The 14,706-nt window shown below is 73.5% G+C and carries 15 protein-coding genes; 11 read left to right on the top strand and 4 right to left on the bottom strand.

Translation table 11 applies throughout. The features are described 5' to 3' along the window. Positions 1-10 precede the first annotated feature (10 nt). Positions 11-508 carry a hypothetical protein gene (locus C1N80_RS03730; RefSeq protein WP_205750671.1) on the top strand — a complete coding sequence of 166 codons (498 nt, stop codon included), beginning with the start codon at positions 11-13 and terminating at the stop codon, positions 506-508. Between the two features lie 30 nt (positions 509-538). Here C1N80_RS03730 and C1N80_RS03725 read toward each other — a convergent pair whose 3' ends face one another. Beyond that, the gene (locus tag C1N80_RS03725) at positions 539-826 is read right to left on the bottom strand and encodes a YciI family protein (protein WP_137769548.1); all 288 of its coding nucleotides are present in this window, start codon (positions 824-826) and stop codon (positions 539-541) included. A 139-nt stretch (positions 827-965) separates the two neighbouring features. Here C1N80_RS03725 and C1N80_RS03720 point away from each other — a divergent pair, with 139 nt between their 5' ends. Beyond that, the gene (locus C1N80_RS03720; protein ID WP_137769547.1) at positions 966-1,517 is read left to right on the top strand and encodes a hypothetical protein; all 552 of its coding nucleotides are present in this window, start codon (positions 966-968) and stop codon (positions 1,515-1,517) included. A gap of 42 nt (positions 1,518-1,559) precedes the next feature. On the opposite strand, the gene C1N80_RS03715 is transcribed toward C1N80_RS03720, so the two are convergent. The 3 genes from C1N80_RS03715 to C1N80_RS03705 form a co-directional block, all read right to left on the bottom strand. Further along, positions 1,560-2,348 carry an alpha/beta hydrolase family protein gene (locus C1N80_RS03715; protein WP_137769546.1) on the bottom strand — a complete coding sequence of 263 codons (789 nt, stop codon included), beginning with the start codon at positions 2,346-2,348 and terminating at the stop codon, positions 1,560-1,562. Positions 2,349-2,435: 87 nt separating this feature from the next. After that, complete coding sequence (locus C1N80_RS03710) at positions 2,436-3,005, bottom strand: YetF domain-containing protein (protein ID WP_137769545.1); 570 nt, start codon at positions 3,003-3,005, stop codon at positions 2,436-2,438. Between the two features lie 38 nt (positions 3,006-3,043). After that, positions 3,044-4,057 carry a zinc-dependent alcohol dehydrogenase family protein gene (locus C1N80_RS03705; protein WP_137769544.1) on the bottom strand — a complete coding sequence of 338 codons (1,014 nt, stop codon included), beginning with the start codon at positions 4,055-4,057 and terminating at the stop codon, positions 3,044-3,046. 90 nt (positions 4,058-4,147) lie between these two features. Here C1N80_RS03705 and C1N80_RS03700 point away from each other — a divergent pair, with 90 nt between their 5' ends. From C1N80_RS03700 to C1N80_RS03660, 9 genes are all read left to right on the top strand, one after another. Then, the gene (locus C1N80_RS03700) at positions 4,148-5,632 is read left to right on the top strand and encodes an alpha-amylase family glycosyl hydrolase (RefSeq protein ID WP_137769543.1); all 1,485 of its coding nucleotides are present in this window, start codon (positions 4,148-4,150) and stop codon (positions 5,630-5,632) included. A 72-nt stretch (positions 5,633-5,704) separates the two neighbouring features. Then, positions 5,705-6,703 carry a dihydroxyacetone kinase subunit DhaK gene (dhaK, locus tag C1N80_RS03695; protein WP_137769542.1) on the top strand — a complete coding sequence of 333 codons (999 nt, stop codon included), beginning with the start codon at positions 5,705-5,707 and terminating at the stop codon, positions 6,701-6,703. Positions 6,704-6,713: 10 nt separating this feature from the next. Continuing rightward, positions 6,714-7,358 carry a dihydroxyacetone kinase subunit DhaL gene (gene dhaL / locus C1N80_RS03690; protein ID WP_137769541.1) on the top strand — a complete coding sequence of 215 codons (645 nt, stop codon included), beginning with the start codon at positions 6,714-6,716 and terminating at the stop codon, positions 7,356-7,358. Continuing rightward, a complete protein-coding gene (gene dhaM / locus C1N80_RS03685) occupies positions 7,355-7,780 on the top strand; it encodes a dihydroxyacetone kinase phosphoryl donor subunit DhaM (RefSeq protein WP_137769540.1) in 426 nt (141 codons plus the stop codon). Before dhaL ends, dhaM begins: the two co-directional genes overlap by 4 nt. A 56-nt stretch (positions 7,781-7,836) precedes the next feature. Further along, positions 7,837-8,184, top strand: coding sequence for a hypothetical protein (locus C1N80_RS03680; protein ID WP_137769539.1), 348 nt, complete (start codon positions 7,837-7,839; stop codon positions 8,182-8,184). A 200-nt stretch (positions 8,185-8,384) separates the two neighbouring features. Further along, positions 8,385-10,304: an ABC transporter ATP-binding protein gene (locus tag C1N80_RS03675; RefSeq protein WP_137769538.1), complete on the top strand. Its 1,920-nt coding sequence runs from the start codon at positions 8,385-8,387 to the stop codon at positions 10,302-10,304. After that, positions 10,301-12,118, top strand: a complete 1,818-nt coding sequence (locus C1N80_RS03670; protein ID WP_137769537.1) for an ABC transporter ATP-binding protein — start codon at positions 10,301-10,303, stop codon at positions 12,116-12,118. Before C1N80_RS03675 ends, C1N80_RS03670 begins: the two co-directional genes overlap by 4 nt. Before the next feature lie 204 nt (positions 12,119-12,322). Continuing rightward, a complete protein-coding gene (locus C1N80_RS03665; RefSeq protein WP_240811219.1) occupies positions 12,323-12,835 on the top strand; it encodes a lamin tail domain-containing protein in 513 nt (170 codons plus the stop codon). A gap of 203 nt (positions 12,836-13,038) precedes the next feature. Continuing rightward, positions 13,039-14,670, top strand: coding sequence for a sodium:proton antiporter (locus C1N80_RS03660; RefSeq protein ID WP_137769536.1), 1,632 nt, complete (start codon positions 13,039-13,041; stop codon positions 14,668-14,670). Positions 14,671-14,706: the final 36 nt, after the last annotated feature.

Genomic DNA, 14,706 nt, shown 5'->3' with positions numbered 1-14,706 from the left:
GAGCACGCTGATGGAGGCCCTGGGACGTCGCGCCTGGCTGCGGCCGGCCGCGCTCGCGATCGGCGGGCTGCTGCTCGCCGTGGTGCTCGCCGTGGCCGCGGACCAGCTGCTCGCGGGTGTGCTCCTGGCACTGTTCGCCCTGTTCATGGCCTATTGGACGAGCCCTCTGCGGCAGGGTCCGCACGAGCCGCTCGCCGAGGCGATGCACCGCCGCTCCGATGCGGTGACGATCATCGTGTGGGCGCCGGGCGATCCGCTCTCCGCGCGCCTGCAGACGGCGCTGCGCACCCCGCGCGAGGACCTCGCGTGGGTCAACGCCGCGAAGGACGAGGACGCCGAGCGCCTCGTCGAGGAGCTCGGCGGACCGGGGAACCTGCCGGTCGTGATCGTCGGCTCCGAGGTCGCGACCCGCGCCACCGTGGGCCGGGCGCTGGACATGCGCGCCGCCGGCCAGGAGCGGGCGCGCCAGGCCGAGGACGGGCTCGACGGGGATCCGCGGGGCGACTGAGCGCCCCCGGCTCGGCCTGAGCCCGGCTGCTCAGCGCGCGGGGAGCTCCCCGATGACGACGGTCCACTCGCGCGCCTCGCGCTCGGCGAGAGCGCCGACCTTCCGGAACGGGTCCTCGTCGAGCAGGGCGAGCACTGCCTCGGGGCTCTCGCCCTCGAGCACGAGCAGCCCGCCGGCCGGCTCGCCGCCGAGGGGACCGGAGAGCGCGAGGTGCCCCGCCTCGTGCAGGCCGCGCAGGAACGCGCGGTGGTCCGGACGGTGCGCGTCGAGCAGCGCGGCATCGTCGACGTAGGTGTAGCGGACGGCGAAGTGGGCCACGGGAGCTCCTGGAGGTTCGGGGTGGCCGTCGCCGGCCCGGGTGCAGGTCCCATCGTGCCCCTTCCGCGGGGCCGATGGTCGCGCCATCCGCTCCCCGGCCCCGCCGACCCATCGGCGAGCACCCCTCTACGCTGACCGCATGACGCTGCCACCCCCGCCCGTCGAGCCGTCGGGCTCCGATGCGCCGCCCACCGTGCCCACCTCCTCGGTGCCCGTGCCGCCGTCCTACCGGGTGGTGCCGCCCCCGGCCCATCTGCTGACCCCGGAGCACTTCCCGACCACCGTGACCCGCGACGGACGGATCGCGTGGGCCTTCGGGCTGCTCGGATTCATCGGGTTCCCGGGCCTCGCCACCATCGTCATGTCGATCACCCTGGTGATCCTCGGGCTCGTGCAGCGGGGGAAGAATCCCGTGGCCCGTGCCGTCGGCCGGCGCGCAGCGATCTTCGGTGCGATCTCGCTGCTCGCGACCGTCGTGTTCTTCGTGCTCATCTTCGCCGTCTGGCCGGCGCTCGAGGAGGCCGGCGTCGTCTCCGGCGACTCGGTCCCGATGATGTTCCTCATGGTGCCGCTCGCGGTGTGGGTGGCGTTCGGCGCGCCGATCACCGGGGTCGTCATGGGGATCGTCGCGCTGACGCGGCCGGTGAGCCGGGAGAAGGCGGAGCGGATCTATGCCGCGGCCGGTCGCTGATCCGCCGCGCTGAGCCGCCCCGCCGCCCCGGGACCTGCGCCGTCAGCGGCGGATCGGCAGCCAGGCGAGCACGTCCTGGATGCCCTCGTCCCAGAACTCCCAGGTGTGGTCGCCGGGGCGCAGGCGCGAGGTGAGGTCCGCGCCGCGCTCCTCGGCGAGCGCGACGAAGCGCTCGTTCGCGTCCAGCAGGCCGTCCTCGGTGCCGCAGTCGAGCCACAGCGCGGGCAGGGTGGTGGGGTCCGCGGCGCGGAGCAGCGCGAAGAGGTCGTCGTCGGTGCCGGCGGGCCCCTGCTCGCCCCAGACGCGCGCGCCGAGCGTGCCCGCCCAGGAGAGGTCGAGGGTGGTGACATCGAGCGCGCCGGAGAGGGCGGCCGCGGCGGCGTAGCGGTCCGGGTGGTGCAGGGCGAGCTTCATCGCGCCGAACCCGCCCATCGACAGGCCCGCCACGAAGGTGTCCTCGCGGGCGGTGGAGATGCGGAAGGTGCGGGCCAGCAGCGCAGGCAGCTCCTCGGAGATCCAGGTCCAGTACTTCTCCCCGGTCGCCTCGTCGCTGTAGAAGGAGCGGCGCACCTCGGGCATGACCACGGCGATCCCGTGCTCGGTCGCGTAGCGCTCGATCGAGGTGCGGCGCTCCCAGATGGTGCAGTCGTCGCTCAGGCCGTGCAGGAGGTAGAGGACGGGCACCCCCGCCGATGCGCCGCCCTGCCCGTCGGCCCCGGCGGCCTCCGCCCCCGTCATGCCGATCCCGGCGGCCTCCTGCGGCATGAGCACCACCGCGGAGGTGCCCATCCCGAGGGATTCGGCGAACAGGTCCAGACGCAGGCGGATCATGGCGGCTCCTTCACAGCTGACGGGTGCTCCCCGCATCCTGCCCCGCCGGGCGCCGCGCTGCCAGCGGCGACCGTCGCGCGCCGCCGCTCAGCGCACGAGCAGCTGCGCGGGCACCGCCTCCATGCCCTCGACGTCCTCGACGAGCCGCGGGTCGATGCGGCTGCCGCGCCGGACGACCGTGAGCGCCCCGCGCCGCTCGAGGATCACGAGCGCCGCCTCCTCGAGCTCGAGCAGCCCCTGGGTGCGGAGCCGGTCCACGAGGTCGCGCCGCGGCAGGTGGTGGCGGCGCAGCGCCGCTGTCACCGGCTCCCCCGCGACCATGACGACGACGGGGCGGCGGCGCGCCCGGGCGGGCAGCGCGCGCGTCGTGCGGCCCACCGTCCCCAGCAATCGCTCGAGGAGCAGCACCGTGGTGAGCACCGCGAGGGCGCCGAGCAGGGTGGGCGACTCCCCGAGGGTGGCGCGGGCGGAGACGCCGCCCAGCACGGCGAGTGCGACGAAGCTGCCCACGGAGGCGGTCGCCATGAGCCGCGGCCCGGCGAGGTGCACGACGAGCGAGAAGAACAGGTAGAGCACGACGGTGGAGACCACCACGCCGAGCAGCCCGCTCCACCCGATGCCGATGTAGTCCCGCCAGACGAGGTCCCAGTCGATCATCGCCCCATTGTCCGGCCCTCTCACCGGGCGGGTGCACGTCAGGGGCGCACGAGCACCTTGATCGCGCGCCGTTCGTCCATCGCCGCGTAGGCCTCGCCGATCTCCGCGAGCGGCAGCTCGAGGTCGAAGACGAGCCCGGGCTCGATCTCCCGGGTGAGGACCTTCTCGAGGAGCTCGGGCAGGTAGGCGGCGCAGTTCGCGGGGCCTCCGCGCAGGCCCACGTTGCGCCAGAACAGCTCGTTCACGGGCAGGTCGCCGTGGGGCACGCCCACGAGCCCGATCGCCCCGCCGTCGCGCACCACCGCGAGGGCCTGGTGCCGGGCGTCCTCGGTGCCCACGCACTCGAGCACGCAGTCCGCACCGATCCCGTCGGTCAGCTCCTTGACCGCCGCGGCGCCGTCCTCGCCGCGCTCGGCGATCACGTGGGTGGCGCCGAAGCGGCGGGCGACCTCCTGCCGCGGGGCGTGCCGGCTCATGGCGATCACGGTGCTCGCGCCGAGCTGGACCGCCGCGAGGACGGCGCAGAGGCCGACGGCGCCGTCGCCCACGACGGCGACGGTGCTGCCCTCGGTGACGCCCGCGCTGACGGCGGCGTGCCAGCCGGTGCACATGACGTCGGAGAGCGCGAGCAGGCTCGGGACCAGGTCGTCCTCCGGCATCGACGGGGTCGCGACGAGGGTGCCGTCGGCGTGCGGGATCCGCACCTGCTCCGCCTGGGCGCCGTCGTAGCGGGCACCGTGGAGGCAGTTCGCGGTCGCTCCCTTCGCGCACAGGGCGCAGGTCCCGTCGGACGGGTTGAAGCCGCCGACGACGAAGTCGCCCACGGCGACGGTGCGCACGTCGGCGCCGATCGCGGTGACGACGCCGCAGATCTCGTGGCCGATGGGGGTGGGCTCGGGGACGTCCGCGATGCCGCGGTAGCGCCAGAGGTCGGAGCCGCACACGCAGGCGGCGACGGTGCGCACGATCGCATCGGTGGGCTCGAGCAGGGTGGGGTCGGGTCGCTCCTCGCGGCGGACGTCGCCGGGGGCGTGGATGATCGCTCCGTACATGCGTGCCAGCCTGCACCCGGCCCGCGGCGGGAGGGAGGAACTGCCGGTACCACCTTCTGCCTCGAGCGCGGCCGGGCCTACGATCGCGCCATGAGCTCCCCCGCGACCTCCCCCGCCGCGCCGCCCGTCCCGGACTGGGTGCGCACCGCGATCTGCTGGCAGGTGTACCCGTTGGGTTTCTGCGGCGCGCCCCGGCAGCGGGAGGACCTCGTGGGCGAGGGGTACGGCGGGGCGGAGGGCGAGAACGTCGTCCACCGTCTCCCCCGGCTGCTCGGCTGGCTCGACCACCTCGTCTCCCTCGGCGCGAACGTGCTCGTGCTGAACCCGGTGTTCGACGCGGTCTCCCACGGCTACGACACCCTCGACCACCGCCGGATCGATCCGCGGCTCGGGGACGAGGAGGACCTCGAGGACCTGCTCGCCGCATGCCGGGAGCGCGGGATCCGCGTGGTGCTCGACGGCGTGTTCAACCACGTCTCCGCCCAGCACCCGGTGGCGCGGCGCGCGATCGCCGCGGGTCCTGGGACCGAGGAGGGCGCGCTGATCCGCTGGTCCGGCGAGCACCCCTACGGCTTCGAGGGCAATGCGGACCTCGTCGAGCTCGACCTCGCCCACCCCGTGGTGCAGGACCGCGTGGTCGAGGTGATGGGCCTGTGGCTCGACCGCGGCGTGGACGGCTGGCGTCTCGACGCGCTGTACGCCGCGGGCCCCGAGGCGTGGGCGCCGATCCTCGCGCGGGTGCGGGCCGCGCACCCCGAGGCCTGGCTGCTCGGCGAGGTGATCCACGGCGACTACCCGGCGATCGCGGACGCCTCGGGCGCGCACTCGATCACCCAGTACGAGCTGTGGAAGGCGATCTGGTCCTCCCTGCGGGACGGGAACCTCTTCGAGCTCGCGCACGCCCTGGGCCGGCACGAGCAGTTCCTCCGCGAGGCGGGCGGCGCGCATCCGTTGACCTTCCTCGGCAACCACGACACCACCCGCATCGCGTCGCAGCTGCCCGACGGCCGCGACCTCGCCCCCGCGATCGCCCTGCTCGCCCTGCTCCCGGGCGTTCCCTGCGTCTATGCGGGGGACGAGCTGGGCGCGGTGGGCGTGAAGGAGGACCGCCCGGGCGGGGACGACGCCGTGCGCCCCGCCTTCCCCGACGACCCCGCGTCCCTGCTCGGCGGCTCCGACAGGGCTGACGGGGCCGACGGGGGCGGGGACCCCTCGCCGCACCAGCTCCACCTCCTGAAGGCCGGCGCCGCCCCGCGGATCCTCGAGGCGCACCGCCGCCTGCTGGGCCTGCGCCGCCGCGAGCCCTGGCTCGCGACCGCCCACGTCGCCGTCGTCGAGGCGTCGCTCGAGAACACCGCGGTCGAGATCGTCCTGAGCCCCTCCGGCGGCGCCGACGGGGGCGATCCCGGGGCGGGAGCCCCGGCGCCGCTGCGGCTCGTGCTGAACCTCGGCGACGAGCCGCGGCCCGCCCCCGGCGAGATCCTCGAGGCGGTCGACGGCGCCGCCATGATCGACGGGGTCCCGTCGGCCGGCCCGGGCCTGGTCCCCGCGCACGGCGCCGCCGTCCTCCGCTGACCTCCCGCCATCCCCGCCACCCGGGCCTCCCACCTGGTGACGGCGGCCACATTCGCGGGTAGTTTGGCGGGCATGAAGAAGCTCATCGATGCCGTCGACGACGTCGTCGTCGACGCCCTGCAGGGCATGGCCCTCGCCCACCCCGACGCCCTCACGCTCGACCTCGAGCACCGCGTGCTGCTGCGCGCCGAGCCCAAGGAGCAGGGCAGGGTCGCCCTGATCTCCGGCGGTGGCAGCGGCCACGAGCCCCTGCACGGCGGCTTCGTGGGACGCGGCATGCTGGATGCGGCCTGCGCGGGCGAGGTGTTCACCTCCCCCGTTCCGGACCAGATGGCCGCCGCGATCGCCGCCGTGGACCGCGGCGCGGGCGTGCTCCAGATCGTCAAGAACTACACCGGCGACGTCATGAACTTCGAGATGGCGGCGGAGCTCGCCGCCGCCGAGTCCGGCACCGAGGTGCGCAGCGTCATCACCGATGACGACGTCGCCGTCGAGGACTCCACCTTCACCGCGGGCCGCCGCGGCGTGGGCGGCACCGTCCTCGTCGAGAAGATCGCGGGCGCCGCTGCGGAGGAGGGCCGCGACCTCGACGAGGTCACCGCGATCGCGACCCGCGTCAACGAGCGCGCCCGCTCGATGGGCGTCGCGCTCACCTCCGTGACCGTCCCCGCGAACGGCAAGCCGAGCTTCGAGCTGGGCGAGGACGAGATCGAGGTGGGCATCGGCATCCACGGCGAGCCCGGCCGCCACCGCTCGACGCTCGTCCCCGCGAAGGACGTCGCCCGCCGCCTGCTCGATCCGATCCTCGCGGAGCTGCCCGGCGAGGGGCCCGTGCTGCTCTTCGTCAACGGCATGGGCGGCACCCCGCTGCTCGAGCTGTACATCCTCGCCAAGGACGCCCACGAGATCCTCGCCGAGGCCGGCGTCGGGATCAGCCGGCAGCTCGTCGGGAACTACATCACGAGCCTCGACATGGCGGGCGCCTCGATCACCCTGCTGCGCCTGGACGAGGAGCTCACCGCCCTGTGGGACGCTCCCGTCTCCACCCCGGCCCTGCGACGCGGACTCTGAGGGAGGCCCCGTGACCACGACTGCGCTGACCACCACCGAGCTCGAGGACTGGCTGCGCCGCGCCGCCGCCCTCCTCACCGATCACGCCGCGGAGCTCACCGAGCTCGACGCCGCGATCGGCGACGCGGACCACGGCTCGAACATGTCCCGCGGCTTCCGCGCCGTCGTCGAGGCGCTCGACGCGGGCGACTTCGCGGACCCGGCCGCGCTGCTGAAGAAGACGGGGATGACGCTCGTCTCTACCGTCGGCGGCGCCTCCGGCCCGCTCTACGGGACCCTCTTCCTCCGCCTGGCCGGCGCGACCGGCGGCGCGGCGTCCCTCGACGCCGCGGCCCTCGGCGAGGCGCTCGCCGCGGGCGTGCAGGGCGTCGCGGACCGCGGGAAGGCGGCCCCCGGGGAGAAGACGATGCTCGACGCCTGGACCCCGGCCCTCGAGGCCTTCCGCGGCGCGGGCGACGACCTCGCCGCGGCCGTCGCCGCCGGCGCCGCGGCAGCCGCGCAGGGTCGGGACGACACCGCCCCGATGACCGCGACGAAGGGCCGCGCCTCCTACCTCGGCGAGCGCTCCGTGGGCCACGTTGATCCCGGCGCCGCGAGCACCGTGCTGCTGTGGCAGGCGCTCGCGGACGCCGTCAGCGGGGAGGCGGGTCGATGACCGGCATCGTCGTCGTCTCCCACTCCGCGCCGCTCGCCCGCGCCGCCGTGGACCTCGCCTCGCAGATGCTGCGCGGCGACGGCCCCGAGATCGCGATCGCGGCCGGCGTCGCCGACCCGAGCGCCCCGGACGGCCTCGCGCTCGGCACCGACGCCGCCGCGATCGCCGCCGCCATCGAGAGCGCGGCGGACGACCACGGCGTGCTCGTGCTCATGGACCTCGGCAGCGCCGTCATGTCCGCCCACCTCGCCGTCGAGATGCTCGACCCGGAGCTCGCCGGCCGCGTGCGGCTGAGCGCGGCGCCGCTCGTCGAGGGCCTCGTGGGCGCCGCCGTCACCGCCTCCACGGGCGCCGATCTCGAGGACGTCGCGGGGCAGGCGGACCTCGCCGCGGAGGCCAAGCGGATGCAGCTGGAGTCCTGAGGACCCGCCCCGGGACCTGGGAGGCCCGCGGCCCCGCCCGGCGTAGGCTCGGGCGCATGAGCACCGCGCTGAAGTCCGCCGAATCCGTCCGCACCGCACCGATCGTCGCCGTCGGCCTGATCGGCGGTTATGTCACCGCACGCGAGACCGGGATCCGGCCGCTCGGCGGTGTGGTGCTCGGCGCCGCCGGCCTCTACGCGGGCCGCACCTGGCTGGCCCGCCGCGGCCCCGCGACCGCCGCCGTGCTCGGCGCCGCCTACGTGCTCGGCTTCGGCCTCTCGCACCCGCTCGCCAAGAAGATCGGCTCCTGGCCGGCCGTGCTCACCGTGACCGCCGCGGCCGCGGGCGCCTCCGCCGTGCTCTCCGACGCCGCCTACGGCGAGTGGGAGCCCACCGCCTCCTGACCGGAGCCGTGGCACCGGGCCGGGCACTGAGCCCGGGCCCGGTCGCATGAGCGCGGGGAGCGGCACGACATCTCATCCCCCGGGACATCCGCGATATGTCCTGTCCCTCGTGGGAATCGTTGACTAGGCTAAGTCTCCGGTCCCCACCCCCTCCCCTTCCCGTCCGGGACCCCCGCTCCTCCGCAAGGATGCAACGCCCCATGCTCGGCACCATGAGCCGTCTCTGGCAGACGGTCCGCCCGATCCGTTTCCGTCTCTACCTGGGGCTCCTCAGCGCCCTCACCGCCTCCCTCGTCGCCCTGGGCATCCCCCAGGTGCTCGAGGTCGTGGTGAACCGTCTCCACGTCGGCGCGGCCTCCGCGACCGTGTGGACCGGCGGCGCCGTGGTCCTCGCCCTCGGCCTCGTCGAGGCCGCCCTCATCTGGCTGCGGCGCGTGTTCGCCGTCGCTCCCTCGACGCTCGTCGAGAAGGACATCCGCGTCCGCTTCTACGCGAAGACGCAGCACATGCCCGTCTCCTTCCACGACGGATGGGGCTCGGGCCAGCTGCTCTCGCGCATGATGAGCGACATCAACACGATCCGCCGCTGGATCGCGTTCGGCATGATCATGCTGGTCACGACGTCGGTGACGATCGTCGTCGGCATGGTGCTGCTGGTGCGCTCCTCGTGGCTGCTCGCGCTGATCTTCTTCCTCGCGGCGGTGCCGGTGACGGTCATCGCCTACCGCTTCCACCGCGAGTTCTCGGTGCTCTCGCGCCTCTCGCAGGACCAGAACGGCGACCTCGCCACGACCATCGAGCAGTCGGTGCAGGGCATCCGTGTGCTGAAGGCCTTCGGCCGCGGCCCGTCGGCCCTCGAGGGGTTCACCGAGCAGGCGGAGGAGCTGCGCCGCACCGAGGTGCGCAAGGCGACCTCCATGGCGCGCTTCGACATGTTCATGTTCATGCTGCCGGAGCTCGCGCTCGGCATCGCCCTGTTCGTGGGCCTGCACCTCGTGGCGGGCGGCTCGATCAGCGTGGGCCAGCTCGCGAGCTACTTCGCCACCGCGACCCTCGTCGTGGGACCGGTGCGCATGCTCGGCATGCTGTTCGGGCAGATGGTCAACGCCTCCACCGCGCTGGACCGCCACTACGAGGTGATGGACGAGGAGAACACGATCACCTCCCCGGAGAGCCCGGTCGCCGTGGACACGTCGGCCGCGCGCGGCGCCGTCAGCTTCGAGGGCGTGCACTTCCGCTACGAGGACGCCCCCGGCCACGTGAAGGACGTGCTCGACGGCGTGGACCTCGAGATCCGCCCGGGCGAGACGATGGCGCTCGTGGGCGTCACCGGCTCGGGCAAGTCGACGCTGCTGCAGCTCGTGCCGCGCCTGTACGAGGTGACGGAGGGGCGCGTGCGGATCGACGGGGTCGACGTGCGCGACCTGGCCCTCCCGGACCTGCGCACCCTCACCGCGGTCGCCTTCGAGGACGCGACGCTGTTCTCCGACTCGGTGCGGGACAACGTCCTGCTCGGCGCGGATCCGGCGCTCTCCGACGAGGCGGCCGAGGAGCTGCTGCACCTCGCCCTGCGCACGGCGGACGCCACCTACGCGTACGAGCTGCCGGACGGCGTGGACACGCGGATCGGCGAGGAGGGCATGAGCCTCTCCGGCGGTCAGCGCCAGCGCCTCGCCCTGGCCCGCGCGATCGCGGCCCGCCCGGCGGTGCTGCTGCTGGACGACCCGCTCTCCGCGCTCGACACGCGCACCGAGGAGACGGTCACCGGCCGCCTCCGCGAGGTGCTCGAGGGCACGACCACCCTGATCGTCGCCCACCGCACCTCGACGGTCGCCCTCGCGGACAGGGTCGCCCTGCTCGACGGCGGCACCGTGGTCGCCGTCGGCACGCACACCGAGCTCATGGCCTCGAGCGCCCGCTACCGCTGGGTGATCGCGAACCAGGAGGAGGAGACGCGCCGCGACCAGGACATCGAGGCGCTCACCGGCGAGCTCGACCTCCGCGAGATCCAGCGCGCCCAGGAGGCGCAGGAGGCGCGGGACACCCGGGAGGCGGCCGACGGCCCACCCGGATCAGAGGGCACCAGCACGTCCGAGACCGAGCCGGAGGCCGCACGATGACCGCCACCGCGACCCGCGACCGCGCGGGAGACGACGAGCAGAAGGACCTCACCCCGGAGGAGGCGAAGGCCTCCCGCAAGCGCTCCCTCACCCTGCTGGGCGAGCTGGTCTCCCCCGTGAAGGGGCAGTTCGCGGTCATGGCCGTCATGGTCGTCGTCGCGCAGCTGGCCGTCGTCGCCGGCCCGGCGATCATCGCCTGGGGCATCGACCACGGCATCCCCGCGCTCGCGGCCGGGAACTCGGTGCCCGCGATCCAGGCGGCCGCCCTCCACATCGCCTGCGCGATCGTGGGCGGCGTGCTCACCTACGGCTACGTGAAGCAGTCCGTCGTCGTGGGCCAGCGGATGCTGCTCGCGCTGCGCCGGAAGGTCTTCCGCTTCACCCAGCGCCAGGACCTCGAGTTCCACGAGCGCTACACCTCCGGCCGGATCGTCTCCCGCCAGACGAGCGACATGGAGGCGCTGCGCGAGCTGCTCGACTCCGGCGTGAACATCATGGTGGGCTCGTTCCTCTCGATGGTGTTCACGATCGTGCTGATCGTCGCGATGGACTGGGTGACCGGCGTGGTCATGCTGCTCATGCTCGTCCCCTGCCTGCTCCTCACCCTGTGGTTCCAGCGCCGCTCCTCCGTCGAGTACCGCGCGATCCGCACCCACTCGGCGCGGCTGATCGTGCACTTCGTCGAGGCGATGGCCGGGATCCGCGCGGTGAAGGCCTTCCGCAAGGAGGACCGCAACCAGGAGCGCTTCGACACGCTCGCGATGGACTACCGCAACGCGTCGCTGCGCTCGATCCAGGTGTTCGGCATCTACCAGCCCTCGCTGCGCGTGCTCGCGAACGTCACCATCGCGGCGGTGCTCGTCGTGGGCGGCTTCCGGGTGCTCTCCGGCGACCTGCAGGTGGGCGTGCTCGTCGCGCTCGTGCTCTACTCGCGGCGCTTCTTCCAGCCGGTCGACGAGATCGCGAACTTCTACAACGCGTTCCAGTCCGCCGTGGCGGCGCTCGAGAAGATCGCGAACCTCCTCGCGGAGCAGCCGCACGTCAAGGAGTCCGACGCGCCGACGCCCCTGCCGCAGTCCTCCGGGAGGATCGACTTCGAGGACGTCTCCTTCCGCTACACGCCGCAGGGCCCGCTCGTGCTGCGGCCGATGGACCTGCACATCCCCGCAGGGCAGACGGTCGCGCTCGTGGGGCAGACGGGCGCCGGCAAGTCCACGGTCGCGAAGCTCATCTCGCGCTTCTACGACCCGACCGAGGGCAGCGTGAAGCTCGACGGCGTGGACCTGCGGGACATCTCCATGAAGGACCTCACCCGCAACATCGTCATGGTCACCCAGGAGGCGTACCTGTTCTCCGGCACCGTCGCGGACAACATCGCGCTCGGCAGGCCGGGGGCGAGCCGCGAGGAGATCGAGGCGGCGGCGAAGGCCATCGGCGCGGACTCCTTCATCGAGCAGCTGCCCTACGGCTACGACACCGACGTGAACAAGCGCGGCGGCCGCGTCTCCGCCGGGCAGCGGCAGCTGATCTCCTTCGCCCGCGCGTTCCTCGCGGACCCGCGCGTGCTGATCCTCGACGAGGCGACCAGCTCGCTGGACATCCCGAGCGAGCGGATGGTGCAGGAGGGGCTCACGAAGCTGCTCGGGCACCGCACCTCGCTGATCATCGCGCACCGCCTCACGACGGTGATGATCGCGGACCGGGTGCTCGTGGTGCACGGCGGCGAGGTTGTCGAGGACGGCTCCCCGCAGGAGCTCGTCGCGGCGGGCGGCCGCTTCGCCGCACTGCACCAGGCGTGGCAGGACTCGCTTTGACCGCAGCCCGCTGACCAGCACGGACGCGCCTCACCGCCCTCCCGGACGGTGAGGCGCGTCGCATCGGGCGGAAACGCGCATCCACGACGGATCCGACGTGTAGATTCCTGCTGCCCGACGGACCTCACCGTCGCTACGGCTCCAGCCGTACACCCACCCCGTCGTCGCCCGGCGCAGCCGCCGGCCGTCCTCCTGGAGTCCTCTGTGATCACCGCCCTCTCCGGCCGCGCCCGGATCCTGCTCCTCGCGCTCCTCGCCGCCGCGACCCTCGCCGCACCGATGGCCATCGCCCCCGCGGCGGACGCCGCGACCGTGAAGCCCCTCGACATCGTCTCCGTGTACTACGACCCGCCGGGCACCGACAAGTCCACGAACTCCGGGTACACCAAGGAGTACATCGTCCTGAAGAACACGGGACGCACCACGCTCACGCTCACCGGCTACACCGTGCGTGACAACGGTCCGCAGAAGTTCACCTTCCCCCAGGGCTTCACGCTCGGCGCCGGGAAGTCCGTGACGATCAGGTCCGGCAAGGGGAAGAACTCCTCCTCCACCCTGTACTGGAACACGTCCTCGTACATCTGGAACAACACCGGGGATACCGCCCGCACCTTTACCTCCACGGGCAAGCTCCTGGAGTCCTGCACGTACCGCGGCGGCAGCCACAAGGCGACGAAGACGTACGTCCGCACGTCCTCCACGACCGCCTACTGCTGACCCCCGACCTCGGTCAGCCCGACGGGCCGGCGCCCGTCCTCGAGACGGACGCCGGCCCGTCGGCCGTCGTGGACCCGGCTCCCGGACAGCTCCCGGGCATGCCGCGATATTCTGGACACGCACCCGCGTCTCCTCTCCCCCGGCGCCACGCAGCCTCGGCCGGGGATGCGCGCCGCACGCCGCCGAGCCCAGGAGACCGCCGCATGACCACCCTCGCCCTCGTCGTCGGACTGCTCGCGGTGACGGTGGTGTGCGTGGCCCTCGGTGAACGGTGGCGGCTGCCGTACCCGATCCTCATGCTCCTCGCGAGCAGCGCGATCGCCTCGATCCCGGGCCTGCCGCACCTGCAGATCGACGCCCACCTGATCCTGCCGCTGCTGCTGCCGCCGCTGCTGTTCGCGACCGCGCAGAAGACGGACTGGTCCGTGTTCATCTCCCGCTGGCGCACCCTGCTCGCCCTCGCCGTGGGCCTCACCGCGGTGACCGCCGCGCTCGTGGCCGGCACCGTGTCCCTGCTCGTCCCCGGGATCGCCCTGCCGCTCGCCGTCATGCTCGGCGCGATGGTCGCCCCGCCGGACCCGGTCGCCGTGGAGGCCGTCGCCGGGCCCGCGAAGATGCCCCGCCGCCTGCTGTCGATGCTGCAGACGGAGGGCCTGTTCAACGACGCCGTCGCGATCGTGCTGTTCACCGCCGCACTCTCCGCCCTGGACAGCGGCGCCTCGCTGGGCGTGGGCCTCGTCGTCGACTTCCTCGTGGGCGCCATCATCGCCGTGGGCATCGGCTTCGCCCTCGGCTTCGGCTACCGCTTCGCCTCCCGCATGGTCACGACCACCGCGGCCCGCACCGCCATGAGCGTCGTCGTCCCCTTCGCCGCCTACATCGCCGCGGAGGAGCTGCACGCCTCCGGCGTCATCGCGGTCGTCGTCACGGCGCTGGAGACCAAGCGCCGCGCCCGCGCGGAGGACTCCGAGGCCCGCATCTCCCGCGCGACCTTCTGGGACGTGGCGAACCTGCTCGTCACCGGCATCGCCTTCGGCCTCATGGGCATGCAGCTGCGGGACGCCGTCGCCGAGGAGGGCAGGGGGGTCCTGGACTACGTGCCGATCGCGGCGGCCGTCTGCGCCGTGGTGATCGTCGTCCGCGCGATCGGCATGCTGCTGATCCGGCCCGTGGCCCGCAAGGACGGCGGGGACGACCTCTCCTGGAAGGACTCCGTCGTCCTCACCTGGTGCGGCATGCGCGGCCTCGCGACGCTCGCCCTGGCCCTCGCGATCCCCAACACCGAGGCGGTGGGCGACCATCGCAACCTCGTCGTCATCGTCGCGAGCGCGGTGCTGCTGGTGACGCTCGTGCCGACGGGCCTCGGCGTCGGCCCGCTGCTGAAGGCGCTCAAGCTGCAGGACGACGGCACCGTGACCATGGGCGAGATCCGCGAGCTCACCGCCCGCGCCCAGGGCGCGGCGATCGAGGCGATCCGTGATCGCTTCGAGAACTCCGAGGAGATCACCCCGGAGCAGCTCGCCGCGATCAAGCAGCGTTTCCAGGGCCTGCGCAAGGAGCTCGACACCTCGACGCAGGCCGTGGTCGCGATGAACCCCGACGGCACGCCCGTGGACGCCGAGCTGCACCAGCAGATGCTCGCCAAGCGCAAGAAGCTGCGCCGCGGCCGCGAGCTCATGGTCGCCGCGCAGACGGTCGGCCTGGACGCCGCCCGCGCCGAGGTCCTCCAGGCCCGCTCCGAGCCGGGCGTGGACCCCGAGGCGGCGGACACCGTGCTGCGCCAGCTGGACCTGCAGATGCTCGCGGCCCCGCCGCAGCTGCGCGGCAAGCACTGAGCCCCACCTGCGGGACCTCCCGGCGAGGAGGTCCAT

This window comes from Brachybacterium sp. SGAir0954, assembly GCF_005490785.1.
In the GTDB taxonomy this organism is placed as follows: Bacteria; Actinomycetota; Actinomycetes; order Actinomycetales; family Dermabacteraceae; genus Brachybacterium; species Brachybacterium rhamnosum.
This window is presented reverse-complemented; position numbering and strand designations above follow the sequence as displayed.

Coding starts and splice junctions, on each gene's coding strand:
- C1N80_RS03660 (WP_137769536.1), top strand. CDS start 13,039: ATGACCACCCTCGCCCTCGTCGTCGGACTGCTCGCGGTGACGGTGGTG.
- C1N80_RS03710 (WP_137769545.1), bottom strand. CDS start 3,005: ATGATCGACTGGGACCTCGTCTGGCGGGACTACATCGGCATCGGGTGG.
- C1N80_RS03700 (WP_137769543.1), top strand. CDS start 4,148: ATGAGCTCCCCCGCGACCTCCCCCGCCGCGCCGCCCGTCCCGGACTGG.
- C1N80_RS03670 (WP_137769537.1), top strand. CDS start 10,301: ATGACCGCCACCGCGACCCGCGACCGCGCGGGAGACGACGAGCAGAAG.
- C1N80_RS03730 (WP_205750671.1), top strand. CDS start 11: ATGGAGGCCCTGGGACGTCGCGCCTGGCTGCGGCCGGCCGCGCTCGCG.
- dhaM (WP_137769540.1), top strand. CDS start 7,355: ATGACCGGCATCGTCGTCGTCTCCCACTCCGCGCCGCTCGCCCGCGCC.
- C1N80_RS03720 (WP_137769547.1), top strand. CDS start 966: ATGACGCTGCCACCCCCGCCCGTCGAGCCGTCGGGCTCCGATGCGCCG.
- C1N80_RS03680 (WP_137769539.1), top strand. CDS start 7,837: ATGAGCACCGCGCTGAAGTCCGCCGAATCCGTCCGCACCGCACCGATC.
- C1N80_RS03675 (WP_137769538.1), top strand. CDS start 8,385: ATGCTCGGCACCATGAGCCGTCTCTGGCAGACGGTCCGCCCGATCCGT.
- C1N80_RS03715 (WP_137769546.1), bottom strand. CDS start 2,348: ATGATCCGCCTGCGTCTGGACCTGTTCGCCGAATCCCTCGGGATGGGC.
- dhaK (WP_137769542.1), top strand. CDS start 5,705: ATGAAGAAGCTCATCGATGCCGTCGACGACGTCGTCGTCGACGCCCTG.
- C1N80_RS03705 (WP_137769544.1), bottom strand. CDS start 4,057: ATGTACGGAGCGATCATCCACGCCCCCGGCGACGTCCGCCGCGAGGAG.